Annotated in this window: 14 protein-coding genes; 7 read left to right on the top strand and 7 right to left on the bottom strand. The window is 69.7% G+C overall.

The features are described 5' to 3' along the window. On the top strand, window positions 1–116 hold a 116-nt coding region (locus Q1N79_RS30755; RefSeq protein ID WP_367185108.1), incomplete at its 5' end, for an SHOCT domain-containing protein. A gap of 105 nt (window positions 117–221) precedes the next feature. Here Q1N79_RS30755 and Q1N79_RS19340 read toward each other — a convergent pair. After that, window positions 222–1,598 carry an FAD-binding oxidoreductase gene (locus tag Q1N79_RS19340; RefSeq protein WP_300610873.1) on the bottom strand — a complete coding sequence of 459 codons (1,377 nt, stop codon included), beginning with the start codon at window positions 1,596–1,598 and terminating at the stop codon, window positions 222–224. A 232-nt stretch (window positions 1,599–1,830) separates the two neighbouring features. Between Q1N79_RS19340 and Q1N79_RS19335 the strand changes: the two genes are divergently transcribed. Beyond that, a complete protein-coding gene (locus tag Q1N79_RS19335; RefSeq protein ID WP_300610872.1) occupies window positions 1,831–2,832 on the top strand; it encodes an ATP-binding cassette domain-containing protein in 1,002 nt (333 codons plus the stop codon). Next, the gene (locus Q1N79_RS19330) at window positions 2,829–3,725 is read left to right on the top strand and encodes an ABC transporter permease (protein ID WP_300610871.1); all 897 of its coding nucleotides are present in this window, start codon (window positions 2,829–2,831) and stop codon (window positions 3,723–3,725) included. Before Q1N79_RS19335 ends, Q1N79_RS19330 begins: the two co-directional genes overlap by 4 nt. A gap of 499 nt (window positions 3,726–4,224) precedes the next feature. Here the strand turns inward: Q1N79_RS19330 and Q1N79_RS19325 are convergent, their stop codons facing one another. Together Q1N79_RS19325 and Q1N79_RS19320 are read right to left on the bottom strand one after the other, a co-directional pair. After that, window positions 4,225–4,896, bottom strand: a complete 672-nt coding sequence (locus Q1N79_RS19325) for a Crp/Fnr family transcriptional regulator (RefSeq protein WP_300610869.1) — start codon at window positions 4,894–4,896, stop codon at window positions 4,225–4,227. Between the two features lie 125 nt (window positions 4,897–5,021). Then, window positions 5,022–5,720, bottom strand: a complete 699-nt coding sequence (locus Q1N79_RS19320) for an alpha/beta hydrolase (RefSeq protein ID WP_300610867.1) — start codon at window positions 5,718–5,720, stop codon at window positions 5,022–5,024. Between the two features lie 368 nt (window positions 5,721–6,088). On the opposite strand from Q1N79_RS19320, the gene Q1N79_RS19315 reads away from it, so the two are divergent. Continuing rightward, a complete protein-coding gene (locus tag Q1N79_RS19315; RefSeq protein WP_300610865.1) occupies window positions 6,089–6,217 on the top strand; it encodes a hypothetical protein in 129 nt (42 codons plus the stop codon). Between the two features lie 28 nt (window positions 6,218–6,245). Here Q1N79_RS19315 and Q1N79_RS19310 read toward each other — a convergent pair whose 3' ends face one another. Continuing rightward, window positions 6,246–7,349: a hypothetical protein gene (locus Q1N79_RS19310; RefSeq protein WP_300610863.1), complete on the bottom strand. Its 1,104-nt coding sequence runs from the start codon at window positions 7,347–7,349 to the stop codon at window positions 6,246–6,248. Between the two features lie 29 nt (window positions 7,350–7,378). After that, window positions 7,379–7,918, bottom strand: coding sequence for a UGSC family (seleno)protein (locus Q1N79_RS19305; protein WP_300610861.1), 540 nt, complete (start codon window positions 7,916–7,918; stop codon window positions 7,379–7,381). Between the two features lie 108 nt (window positions 7,919–8,026). Here Q1N79_RS19305 and Q1N79_RS19300 point away from each other — a divergent pair, with 108 nt between their 5' ends. After that, window positions 8,027–8,806 (top strand): IclR family transcriptional regulator, encoded by a 780-nt coding sequence (locus tag Q1N79_RS19300; protein ID WP_300610859.1) that lies wholly within the window; start codon window positions 8,027–8,029, stop codon window positions 8,804–8,806. A gap of 8 nt (window positions 8,807–8,814) precedes the next feature. Here the strand turns inward: Q1N79_RS19300 and Q1N79_RS19295 are convergent, their stop codons facing one another. Further along, complete coding sequence (locus Q1N79_RS19295) at window positions 8,815–9,483, bottom strand: TetR/AcrR family transcriptional regulator (protein ID WP_300610857.1); 669 nt, start codon at window positions 9,481–9,483, stop codon at window positions 8,815–8,817. Window positions 9,484–9,572: 89 nt separating this feature from the next. Between Q1N79_RS19295 and Q1N79_RS19290 the strand changes: the two genes are divergently transcribed. Then, window positions 9,573–11,090, top strand: a complete 1,518-nt coding sequence (locus Q1N79_RS19290) for an MDR family MFS transporter (RefSeq protein WP_300610855.1) — start codon at window positions 9,573–9,575, stop codon at window positions 11,088–11,090. A gap of 168 nt (window positions 11,091–11,258) precedes the next feature. Beyond that, on the top strand, window positions 11,259–11,648 hold the full coding sequence (locus tag Q1N79_RS19285; protein ID WP_367185107.1) for a YciI family protein: 390 nt from the start codon (window positions 11,259–11,261) through the stop codon (window positions 11,646–11,648). Between the two features lie 289 nt (window positions 11,649–11,937). On the opposite strand, the gene Q1N79_RS30750 is transcribed toward Q1N79_RS19285, so the two are convergent. Further along, on the bottom strand, window positions 11,938–12,102 hold the full coding sequence (locus Q1N79_RS30750) for a YbhB/YbcL family Raf kinase inhibitor-like protein (protein ID WP_367185106.1): 165 nt from the start codon (window positions 12,100–12,102) through the stop codon (window positions 11,938–11,940). Window positions 12,103–12,109: the final 7 nt, after the last annotated feature.

Here is a 12,109-nt window from a genome sequence, read left to right as displayed (position 1 = left end):
CGGCGCCCGCGACCGACACCGTCACCCAGCTCAGGGAACTCGCGGAGCTGAAGTCGCAGGGCATTCTCACCGATGAGGAGTTCCAGGCCCAGAAGGCGAAGATCCTGGGCAGCTGAGGCGGGCCGGAACGCGAGGCGCTTTCGCGGCGTGGGTCGGTGTGCCGCCTCGCGCCCAGCCGGTTGTGCGCCCGCCGGCCGCTGCCCCGCCGTCCGTGAGCGCGCTCACCCGGCCGGCCGGATGTTCTGGTTCAGCCGGAACAGGTTGCCCGGGTCGTAGCTGCGCTTGATTTCCGCGAGCCTGCGGTAGTGTCCCCGGTAGTTGTCCGTCACCCGAGCGTCGTCATCGTGGGACATGAAGTTGACGTAGCCGCCTGCCTCGAGGTACGGCGCCAGGGCCTGATGGTAACCGCGCACCCAGCCGATGCGGTCGGCGTCCAAGGCCTTGTCGTTCCATGCGGCCACGATCACCTGGGCGAACGTGGCATCGCGGTAGGCGAAGGCGGTCTCGTCGGGGCCTACCCGGTGGCAGGCGCCGTTGATCGGGTACAGGTGCATGGTGGCGCTGACGTCGGGAACGGCGGCGCCGTGCGTGACGTGCTCCGCTATGGCGGCGTCCGGCAGCGCGGTGACGAAGCTGCCCTTCCAGTAGTTGCGCATGCCCTTGGGGTACAGCGCGTCGAACGCGGCGTTGAGGGCGGGGTACGGCATCGGCGCGGCCAGCTCCGCCGTGACCGGGGCGACGTCGCGGAACGGCTCCATGGCCCTGGCGCCCTGATCGACCCCGCCGGACCAGCACACGATCGCGGCGCAGAACGTGTCGCCCACCCGATTGGCCGGGATGAACTCCAGCGGCGGGGCGACCTGGAAGGCGGGGAAGGCCCCGTAGGCCTCCGGCGCGCCTTGAATGAAGTCGCGGAAGAAACGCAGCAGGTCAGCTGCGTAGTCGAGCTCGTAAAGGAAGATCCCGGCATAGATGTCCGCCACGGGGTGCAGCTCGAACTCGAACGAGGTCACCACCCCGAAGTTCCCGCCGCCGCCGCGGAGCGCCCAGAACAGGTCGGTGTTCTCCTTCTCGCTCGCCACCAGCGCGCGGCCGTCGGCGGTCACCACGTCGGCCGACCGCAGGTTGTCGATCGACAGGCCGTACGACCGGGCCAGGTAGCCGATGCCGCCGCCGAGCGTGAGGCCCGCGACGCCGGTAGTGGAGATGATGCCGCCCGTGGTCGCCAGCCCGTACGCGTGCGCCGCGTAGTTGAAGTCACCCCAGGTGGCCCCGCCCCACACCCGTGCCGTGCGGGCGGCTGGGTCGACGTGGACGCCGCGCATCCGGGCTAGATCGATCACCACGCCTCCGTCGGTGGTGCTGAACCCTGGCACGCTGTGCCCCCCACCGCGTACCGCCAGCTCCAGCCCCGCGTCGCGGGCGAAATTGACCCCGGCGATCACGTCGGCCACCTGCTCGGCGAGGATCAGGGCCGACGGGTGCTTGTCGAACATGCCGTTGTGCACGGCGCGGGCTTCGTCGTAGCCCGGATCCCCGGCGGTGATGACCGCGGCCCGAATCCGCTCGCGCAGCTGGTCGATCGCTGGCTTGCTCATTGCCCCTCCCTGCAAGCCGGCCTCGACGCGCCGCAACCCCTCGCCGCGGACTCGGGCCGCGCTCACCATCGCAGCCAAGCAACTGGCTGTGTAGACCGGCTGCCGGGCGCGTGGAGATCATGTGAAGGGGGGCCCTCGCAGGTGAGGAAATCCGCCGCCATCGGGGTCCGCCGGCTACCGGCGATGGGCCCGGCCAGTTCCTCCCGCCGGCAGCCCCTAGGCTGGATGTTCTATGAGCACTGTTGGATCGCCGCAGAGCTCGGCCGGGGTATCCGGCGGCGAGCCAGGCGCGGTCATCCACACCGAGGACTTGACCAAGGTCTACCCGGGGACGGACTTCGCGGCCGTGGACAAGCTCAACCTCGATGTCCGGGCCGGGGAGATCTTCGGCCTGCTCGGACCGAACGGCGCGGGCAAGACGACGACCGCCGGCATGCTGACGACCCGTGTGGTCCCCACGTCGGGCCGCGCCCTCATCGCCGGGGTGGACGTCAAAACCCACCCCGCGCTGGCCAAGCAGCTGAGCGGGATCGTCTCGCAGGAGAACACCCTGGACCGTCAGCTCACTGTCTGGGAGAACCTCTATTTCCACGGCCGGCTGTTCGGCATCAAGGCGAAGGAATCCAGGAAGATCGCCGACGACCTGCTCGAGCGGTTCCAGCTGTCCAAGTGGGCGAAGGCGTCGGTGTACGCGCTGTCCGGTGGCATGGCGCAGCGGCTCATGGTAGCCCGGGCCATCTTCCACCGCCCCTCGGTGCTGTTCCTTGACGAGCCCACGGCCGGCCTTGACCCGCAGAGCAGGCTCGCGCTGTGGGACCTGCTCGGCGAACTGCACCGCGACGGCCAGACGATCATGCTCACCACCCATTACATGGAGGAGGCTGACCGGCTCTGCGAGCGGGTCGCCATCATGGACCACGGCCGGATTCTCGCGCTCGACACGCCGGCCGCGCTCAAGCAGACCGTCGGCGCCGACACGATCGTCACGGTGCGGGCCAGGGGCCAGGTGGACGGCCTTGCCGAGGTGCTGACCAGGGACGTGGCGGGTGTCGCCAGGACGCGGGCGGCGGACGGCAGGCTCGAACTGCACGTGCAGGGCGGTAACGGGCTGGTCCCGCGCATCGTCCTGGCGGCCGAGCACGGCGGCTTCGATCTCATCGACGTGTCGGTCGCCGAGCCCACCCTGGAGACCGTGTTCATCAACCTGACCGGAAGGGAGCTACGGGAGGAATGACCGTCTCAGTAACCTCGCAGACCCCGGCCCCTGGCGCCCCGGCCGGGCGAATAGGCGGCGGCCCGCCCCGCTCGGTGGCCGCGGCCAGCCGGATCGCGCTCGGCGCCCTGCTGCTCCGTGACCTGGTGGTGCTGCGCAAGCATCTGTGGGAGTTCGTGCTGCGCACGCTCGTCCAGCCGTTCCTGCTGTGCTTCGTCTTCCTTTACGTGTTCCCGAAGATCGGGCAGGGCATCGGCGGGCACGGCACGGTGCAGGAGTCGGCATTCGCCACCATCCTGGTTCCCGGGGTCGTCGGGATCTCGGTCATGTTCCAGGGCGTGCAGTCGATCGCGCTGGCCATGGCCCAGGAGTTCGGCTTCACCAGGGAGATCGAGGACCGCGTGCAGGCGCCTTGCCCGATCTGGCTGGTGGCGATCGCCAAGGTGCTCTCTGGTGCCGCCCAGGGCGTGCTGTCCGCGATCATCGTGCTGCCGATCGCCTCGGTCGTGCACGCGCCGGGGGTCCAGGCGCAGCTGAACCTGCACTGGTGGGTGATCCTGACGCTCGTGCCGCTGGCCTGCATCGCGATGGCCGGGCTCGGCCTGGTCCTCGGCACCAGCTTCGAGCCGAGGAACATCGGGCTGATGTTCGGCTTCATCATCCTGCCGATCACGTTCCTCGGCGGCACCTACTACTCGTGGACCAAGCTCGCCCCGGTGACGCTTGGCGGCTGGCACTGGCTGCAGACGATCGTGCTGATCAACCCGCTGATCTACGTGAACGAGGGCATGCGAGCCGCGTTCACCAACGCCCCGCATATGCACCTGTACGTCATCTACCCGGTGGTGGCCGGGTTCTGCGTGCTGTTCCTTACCATCGGGCTGCGCAACTTCCGGCGCCGCGTGCTTTCCTGACGGCGCCGCCCGCAACGCGCCGCGCGGGATGTCGGCAAGCTGACAGCAGCGGTGTCGGCCGGCTGACTGACCGTGGCGTGCCATGACGCGATGCTGAGGGCAGTTGGTTCCGATGGCCGGCGGTGGATCGCCGGCCCGCCCGGGGGATCCGGCGGCCGTCGCCGGACTGGCGGAACCAGGTACCTGAGGAGGCTTCGATGTCTTGGTTCTGGCTGAACGTGCCGGCAATGGCATTGTTCTTCGCGGCTTGGTGCGGAATACCCATGTTCATGGTGCTCAGGCACCCGACCTGGGGTCCACAGCGGGCCGACAGCGCCGAGCTCGCGCCCGTCAAGCCGCCCCGCGCGGTTCAGATTCGCCGCGAAGTGCGCCCGTCTGCCACGGTGGCGGGCAGCACGCGATAGGGGCCCCGGCGACCGCGGCGCGGGGAAGTCCGGCCTGGCCAGGAGAGTCCTGGCCAGGCCCGGCCCCGTCTGCCGCCAGCCGCAGCTCGGCGGTCCTATTGGCCGGCGAACCTGTCGAGGGCCGACACGTGTTTCACGGTGACCGTGCGATCGCGGACCTCGATCCACCCACGTCGCTGGAAACCGCTCAGCGCGGCGTTGACGCTCTGCCTGGTGCTGCCGACCTGGTGCGCGAGATCTTCCTGGCGAAGGCCGGGCCGGATGGTGCCGTCGCCATCCCTGGGCAGGCTCAGCAGTACTTTCGCCACGCGCCGTGGCAGGTCAAGGAACACCAGGTCGGACGCGGCCTCGGTGAGGCGCCTGAGGCTGGCGGCGACGGAGTCGGCCAGGGCCAGCGCCGCGGCCGGCTCGCGCGCGCAGATGTCCTGGATTGCCTCGCGCGGGACAAGCAGCAACTGGCATTGATCCAGGGTTTCGGCGTCGGCGGACCGCGGGCCGCCATCGGCGACGCTGACGTCCCCGATCGTCTCGCCGGGGTGGACGACGGTGAGCGTCAGCTCGCCGCCGTCAGCCGATCGCACGACGACCTTGACCCGGCCCGTGACGACCACGATCAGCGTGCCGCCCGGGTCGCCCCGGGTGAAGACCACCTGGCCGCGGCGGAAGGTACGCAGCCGGGATGCCGCTGCGACCGCGGCGAGGTCCCCGGCGGGCACCGAGGACAGCAGCCGGGTCTGGCGAAGGATGCCCTGAACGTCAGCGGTCATCGCCCGACTCCCTCGGCCACGGCGCGCCGGCTAGGGCCCGCGGCACCGCCTTGACTTCCCACGATGTCAAGTTACGGTACTTGCTTTACGCGCACATTGCCCGTCGGGCCGCAGTTTCGCGGCCGCTACGTCAGCGAGGTGGCAGCCTGGTCGATCAGGTCGGCGATCTCGGCTGGCCGTGAGGCCAGTGAGGCATGGCTGGCGTCAAGTTCGATCGTGCTCTGCGGCTTCATCCGTTCGGCCATCTGGCGCTCGCTGTCCGGGTGGATCATCCGGTCGTTCGCCGACACCTGATACCAGGTGGGCTTGGTCTTCCACGCCGGGTCGGAGACGGTGTCCCCGGCCGTCGACCCGGCCGGCGCCTTCTGGGTCACGGCCATCACCAGCGCCTCGTCCGCGGGCAGGTCCTGGCAGAAGCTCTCACCGAACTTGTCCTGCCTGATCCAGACCAAGCCGTCGGAGTCGGGCGCGATGTTCCCGGCCGCCGCGGCCTGGGCCACCCGCCACTCGCCGATCTGGGCCACGCTCTCGCCGGCGTCGGGAGCGAACGCGGCGACGTACACCAGCCCGGCGACGTTCGGGAGGTCACCGGCCTGGGTGATCACCGCCCCGCCATAGGAATGCCCGGCGAGCAGCACCGGCCCGTCCACCTGCCTGACCATCTTCCGCGTGCGCTCGACGTCGTCCGCAAGGGACGTCAACGGGTTCTCCACCGCGTGGAGCGAGTCGTAACCCCGCCGGTTCAGCTCGACGATGACCTTGGCCCAGTGGGCCGCGCCACCCCAAAACCCATGGACGAGCACGATGCTAGGCTTGCTGCTCATTGCGTTCTCTCCCCCCGTTGCGCCATGGAAGATACCCCGGTGGGTCGCCTGGCATGCGCCGCCGGCTGAGCGACAACGGCCGCGGCCCCGCGGCCCCTCCGCCGGGAACGGGATAGCGTAGTACGGCGGGAGCTGCCTGAGCCATGCCGGATCCACCGCCATTCGCGCTGCGGCGGCTTGGGGGGAACCCGATCCTGCACCGGGACACGACCGTCGCCGGGGAGTCGGGCAGTCGGGGATCGCCCTGAGCTCGAAGTGTCCGCCGGCGCGGTCCGCGAGCTTTCCCTGACCCCTGACTCGCCCGTGCCGGCGCCGCCTGCGCCGGCCGCCCCGGACCGGTTCCTGGCAGCCAGAAGGTTCTCGGCTACGTGAACCGCGCGCATGCGACCGCGTACCAGATCCTGTCGGAGTTCTCGCACGACGGAACCTCCCTGACCTGCCCGGTGCAGGACGCGTCCGGCCGGCAGGCGCGGCTCACCGCGGTGAACACCGGCTGATCGGCCTATCCAGACGGGCTCGCGCCGGCTATCGGCCGGGTTCTGCCACCCGCGCGATGGACGAGGGCGTGTCGCCGCGCACGCCGAAGGTCTCGATGACCGTGGACACGCCGGCGTTGTTCGCGCCGGCGACCGCGAGCAGGATCGCGCTCGGCGAGATCAGCGCGGGAACCAGGTCGAGGGTGTCGCCTTGGCTGGCCTGGTCGGGTATGGCGTCCGGGTGGTCGCCCGGCACCCGCCAGCGGGTGTGCCTGGAGATCGCCTCCTTCCCGACGGCCACGAGGTCGGCGCGGGAGTTCACGGCTCTGTCATAGATCGCCTGCCGCACGTCGTCCTTGGACCAGCCGGCCTCGGCGAACGCCTGCGCGTGCTCGGGACCCAGCACGACGAGCGCGCTGCTCGTCTCGTGGATCAGCGCGCCGGTCCGCTTGATGGTGTTCGCGAAGTCAAGCGCCAGCTGCTCGGGCACCCGGGTGTGCCTGGCCTCGATGTGCAGGCAGGACCTGACGACGAGCGCGGTCACCGTGCTTTCCTCGGCTGCGAAGCCGTACTCGACGTGCAGCGGCGCCCACGGGGACTCCTCCTCGTTCTCCGCGATGCAGGCGGAGTACTTGGCAAGCGTGCCCTGGGTTGCCTGGTCGAGCTGGTGCGGGTGCAGGTCGAAGACGTTGATCGCGGTGAGCCTGATCGCCCGGCCGATCGTCGCGTTGGCACGGAACCCGGAACCGAAGACGTTCCCCTTGCTGTTCAGGCCGATCCGGCCGCGGACCGGGCCGTTCACGATGAGCAGCGGCGCGGTGCCCGTCGTGGACTGCCAGATGCCTCGCTTCGGGTAGGGCTCCTTCGCGATCGCGTCCCAGGCGGCGAGCACCACGGGGAAGTACTCGGGCAGGCAGCCCGCCATCGCCGCGTTGATCGCGGCCAGCCTGACCGTGCACTCCCTGTTCAGGTGCGGCACGGCGAAGATGGCCTCGTCCGGGTCGCGACCGGTCATGCCGAGGAACTCGGCCAGGTACGACTCCGTGACCGGCACGACCGGCAGCCCGTCCGTCCACTCCTGCTTGGCGTAGTACTCCATCGCCTCGCGGATCTGCGTGGCGTCGGCGAACAGGTCACCGATGACAGTGCTCATTGATGTCTCTCCCACGGTTTGCCGCGGTGCTACGGTTGCGCGCCGATGATCCGCAGCACGTCTGGCAGCACGGCCAGCACGCGGTCGCGGAGTTCCGCCTCGCCCAGGCTGGCCACCGGGTGGTGCACGGCGGCGAACTCGAACCCGGGAAAGCCCTGCATCTGGGCCATCGCGCCCGCGGACAGCAGGAACGAGTCGGAGACGATGCTGACCGCCGGAACCCCCGCCCGTTCGAACAATATCCCGTCCGCGACGGTCGCCGCGCTGCACGAGCCGCAGTCTCCGACGGCCGTGACCACGAGGTCGCACTCGGCGACGATCTGCGCGAGCAGGTCGGGCTTGACCGGGGTGCCGAAGTAGTCCTTGGTGTAGGAGCGGAACTCGCCCACGTCATAGCGGTCCTTGAGCTCGCTGGCGATCTCCGACAGCAGCACCTCGGCGTTCGGCTTGGTGTTGCCAAGCAGGCCGACGGTGAGCCCGCGCAGGCTGGCCGGCCGCGGGGCGAGGCTGCTGTCGGCCGCTCTCCTGTCTGAGCCGGTGGGGTTGAGTAGCTTCTCCTGGGCTCCCATGTGCACCTCCGCGCCGCGATGGCATCGGCATCGTCCTCGCGGTCACGGTCGCACTAGAGTGCCTGGATGACTACCCGTGTTTCCGCATAACGGAAGGAGCGACCGCCGATGCCGGACCAGCGGCGGTCCGTCCTCGGGCGCGCGCTGCGAATACTGGACACCGTCAGCGACGCGCCCGGCGGACTGACCCTGTCGCAGATCAGCCGCAGGGCCGGGGTGCCGCTCACCACGGCACACCGGATCGTCGGCGAGCTGCACGCCTGGGGCGCGCTTGAACGGTCGCCGTCCGGCGGTTACCAGATCGGGCTGCGGCTGTGGGAGCTCGCCGCCGTCACGCCCCGGTCGATGGGCCTGCGGCAGGTCGCCCTGCCGTTCATGCAAGACCTGTTCGAGACCACCCACCGCGGTGTGCACCTGGCCATCAGGGAGAAGGACCAGGTGCTCTTCGTCGAGCGGTTCACCAGCCAGGAGACGGCCGCCGACCGGGCTCAGGTGGGCGCGCGCTACGAGCTGCACGCCACGGCGATCGGGCTTGTGCTGCTCGCGTACGCGCCGTCAGATGTCCAGGAGGCGGCGCTCGCGGGACCGCTGGCGGTGCCGGACTGGCATCCCCCGGTCACCGATCGGGAGCTGCGCGCCACCCTGGCGGAGATCCGCCGGTCCGGATACGCGGTCACGTCAATTCGAGGCGAGTTCCGGTCGGTGGCCGCGCCCATCTACGGTCCCGCCGGCGCGGTCGCGGCCGCGCTCTCGCTGATCCTGCCGATCACCGAGCCGTATGGTCCGAGGCTCGCACACCTGCAGGCCACGACACGGGGAATCTCCCGCGTGCTAGGCAGCCCGCAGGGCCGCGCGACTGCCCCGGCGGGCCGGTTCAGGTTCGGCTGATCCTGCATTCACTGACCGTTGCCGTGCTGCTCGTGTGCGTGGCATCGAGGGCCGGCGCCGAGGAGAGGCAGGAAGAGGTCGTCCACGATCTCGATCAGGTCCGGGTCGGGCACGGGAGAGCGGTTCATGATGAGGTCGTGGCGCACGAGATCGATGGGGAGCGCTGCGAGGCGGGGGCTGATGCGATCGGGGTCGATCTCGCCGCGTGCGGCAGCGCGGTCCAGGATGGCCTGCATCACGGTTGGCTGTCCGGCGAGCGCTCGTTCTCGCAGGACCGCCGGGGGCACTCCGGTCTCGTTGAAGTAGTCGCCGAGCAGGAAGCTGAAGACGGCGGCGACCTCGCCGCCTCGTGCGGAGATGTGCCGCAGCAGCGCCAGGACGTCCTCCCGGAGTGTTCCGGTGTCGGGAATCTCGGTGGGCGCGAGCTTCGTGTGCTGCCGCATGGCCGCGAGCGCGAGCTCGGGACGGTTCGGCCATCGCCGGTACAGCACGGCCCGGCTGGTCTTGGCCCGGGCGGCGACGCCGTCCATCGTGAACGCGCCGTACCCCACCGCGGCCAGCTCGCTCCAGGCGGCGTCCAGTAGCGCGGCTTCGAGTTCGGCTCCCCGGCGGCGCGTCGCCGGGCCTGGGTTCCTTCCCGGCCCGGGTCGGCCGGCCGCGGTTGCCTCCGCTGCCATCAGCGCTCCTTAAGAGTCACTTGTGTATCTTACGAGATCGCGGTATCGTGATCTAAGAGTCATGATTGTATCTTATATGGAAGGCGCTCGTGGCTAAGCCGAACGACAGCGAACCCCTGGACCCGGCGTTCGTCAAGCTGGCCGTGGTCCTGTTGGTCGGAGTGGTGATGGTCGTGTTCGACTCGACCATCGTCAACGTGGCGATCGATGTCCTGGCCAGCGGCCTGCACACATCGGTGTCGAATGGTCAGTGGACAATCAGCGGCTATGTTCTCGCACTCGGGATGGTCGTCCCGGTCTCCGGATGGGCCAGCGAGCGCTTCGGCGCCAAGCAGGTGTGGATGGGAGCGCTGGCGCTGTTCATGGTCGGTTCGATCTTGTCGAGCGCGGCGTGGGACATAGCCGCGCTGATCGCTTTCCGGGTGCTGCAGGGCATCGGCGGCGGCCTCATGCTGCCCATCCTGCAGAACTTGCTGGTCGAGGCGGCCGGCGGACGCAAGCTCGGGCGGATCATGGCGCTGATCAGTCTTCCCACGCTGTTCGGGCCGATCGTGGGGCCAGTCGTCGGCGGCCTGATCGTCAGCCACCTGTCGTGGCGGTGGATCTTCTGGGTAAACGTGCCGTTCTCCGTCGCCGGCCTCGTGCTGGCGTGGCGCGGCCTGAAGCGCAGCATCCCCCGCAAGGGGGCGTACCTCGACGTCACCGGCCTGGTGCTGCTCTCGCCCGGCCTCGCCGCGATTCTCTACGCGGTCACCGAGATAGGCATCAAGGGAGGTTTCGGCTACACCGCAGTGGTCGCGCCGCTCGCGGCCGGCCTGGTCCTGCTCGGCGCCTTCGTGTTCCACGCGCTGCGCACCCGCCGGCCGCCGCTGGTGGACCTGCGCCTGTTCAAGGTGCGCTCCTTCTCGGCCGCGACCTCGCTGATGTTCCTGTCCGGCTTCGGTGTCTTCGGGGCGCTGCTGCTCCTGCCGCTCTACTATCAGCAGGTGCGGGGCCAGAGCGCGCTTTTCGCCGGTCTCCTGCTCGCGCCACAGGGCCTCGGGATGCTGCTCACCAGGAGCAAGGCAGGCTCGCTCACGGACCGCATCGGAGCGCGCCCGATCGTGCTCGCCGGCGTCGTGCTCACCGCGGCCGGCACGGCCGCCTACACCCAGGTCGGCGTCCACACCAACGAGATCCTCCTGGGGCTCAGCCTCGTCGTGCGCGGCGCCGGCCTCGGTGCCGTGACGATCCCCGTCATGGCCGCCGCGTACCTCGGGCTCCGGCCCGGCCAGGTACCCCACGCCAGCACTGTCACCCGGATCGCGCAGCAGGTCGGCGGCTCGTTCGGCACCGCCATCCTGGCCATGATCCTGTCAACCCAGCTCCATGCCCTCGGCGCCCATGGCCTCGCCGGCCAGGCGACCGCGTTCGGAACCGCGTTCTGGTGGTCACTCGGGCTCACCGCCATCGCCGTCATCCCCGCCCTAGCGCTGCCCAGGCAGCGCAAAGACCAGCCCGACGTGCCGCCCCCGCCCAGGCAAGTCTCACCGGCCGGGCGTCAGCCGTCACCTGACGCGGCGGCGCCTGGTCACCCCAGGTCCTTCGAGACGCCGAAATCGTCCTGAGATCCGGTTCGTCGCCGGCGTGCCGAATGAGTGCAATTCGGCAGGCGTGCGTTTCGTGCGGCATGCTCGGTGAAATGCGGTTCGGCCGTCTGCTGCCCGTGAGCAGAGGAGCTTGAGATGGCGCTGTACCTGATCGCCTTCAACGACGAGTGAGCGCCCGAGCTCACGCTGGAGGAGCTGCGCGAGAGGGCCGCGACCGCCAGGGCCGTGATCGAGGAGATGACGGCCGCCGGAGTGTTCGTCTTCAGCGACGGCGGTCTGGACGCGTCGACCGTCGTGTGCAGCGTCGACCCGGGCAGCGGCTCGCCCGTCTTCACCGACGGGCCGTTCGCCGAGACCGGGGAGCACCTCAGCGGTTTCGCGGTCGTGGATGTGCGCGGCGATGCCGAGGCGCGGTATTGGGCCGGCCGGATCGCGGCCGCGGTCGGCTGGCCGCAGGAGGTGCACCGCTTCCCGCATCGCATAGCGCAGACCCTTGACACGCCGTCTGAAGCGGCGCAAAGAACCCCGCAAACGAGTCTGGCCTGGGTATTTGGCGGTGGCAGGTGGAGGGTTTGAACCTGCGTAGGCGAAGCCGACGGCTTTACAGGCCTCTCTCCCTCTGCACGAGTCAAAGTACCGCTGACCAGCGGATATGCGCTGGCGAACGCGATCTGAGGATTTCCTGCTCTGCTGCGCTTGGAGTCCGGGAACTCGCGCGGGCCACGGGCAGGAGCACGCGAGGCCATGGACGGCCTGGGCAGAAGCGGTTATATTGACCGGCCGCTCGCTTAACTGCCCGGCGAACCTCGCCGCACTGCTGGCCGCGTGCTTAGGCTGACGGGCCCGCCGGGCTGGACTGCGGGTGCTAGCGGATTTCGTATGTTCCGTCCAGCCGGGCGCGGCCGAGGACGTGGCCTTTGATGGCGGCGAGCGTGTCTTCGAGGGTGAAGCTGGCTGGCAGGCCGGTGGCCTGGTCGAGGGCGAAGAGCTGGAAGACGTATGTGTGGGGGCCGTGTGAGCGGGGCGGCAGGGGGCCG

The sequence above is a fragment of the Trebonia sp. genome (assembly GCF_030042015.1).
Taxonomy (GTDB): Bacteria; Actinomycetota; Actinomycetes; order Streptosporangiales; family Streptosporangiaceae; genus Trebonia.
Note: the sequence above shows the minus strand (reverse complement) of the source record. Positions and strands in the feature narration are given on the sequence as shown.

Coding starts and splice junctions, on each gene's coding strand:
- Q1N79_RS19330 (WP_300610871.1), top strand. CDS start 2,829: ATGACCGTCTCAGTAACCTCGCAGACCCCGGCCCCTGGCGCCCCGGCC.
- Q1N79_RS19340 (WP_300610873.1), bottom strand. CDS start 1,598: ATGAGCAAGCCAGCGATCGACCAGCTGCGCGAGCGGATTCGGGCCGCG.
- Q1N79_RS19310 (WP_300610863.1), bottom strand. CDS start 7,349: ATGAGCACTGTCATCGGTGACCTGTTCGCCGACGCCACGCAGATCCGC.
- Q1N79_RS19300 (WP_300610859.1), top strand. CDS start 8,027: ATGCCGGACCAGCGGCGGTCCGTCCTCGGGCGCGCGCTGCGAATACTG.
- Q1N79_RS19335 (WP_300610872.1), top strand. CDS start 1,831: ATGAGCACTGTTGGATCGCCGCAGAGCTCGGCCGGGGTATCCGGCGGC.
- Q1N79_RS19325 (WP_300610869.1), bottom strand. CDS start 4,896: ATGACCGCTGACGTTCAGGGCATCCTTCGCCAGACCCGGCTGCTGTCC.
- Q1N79_RS19305 (WP_300610861.1), bottom strand. CDS start 7,918: ATGGGAGCCCAGGAGAAGCTACTCAACCCCACCGGCTCAGACAGGAGA.
- Q1N79_RS19295 (WP_300610857.1), bottom strand. CDS start 9,483: ATGGCAGCGGAGGCAACCGCGGCCGGCCGACCCGGGCCGGGAAGGAAC.
- Q1N79_RS19320 (WP_300610867.1), bottom strand. CDS start 5,720: ATGAGCAGCAAGCCTAGCATCGTGCTCGTCCATGGGTTTTGGGGTGGC.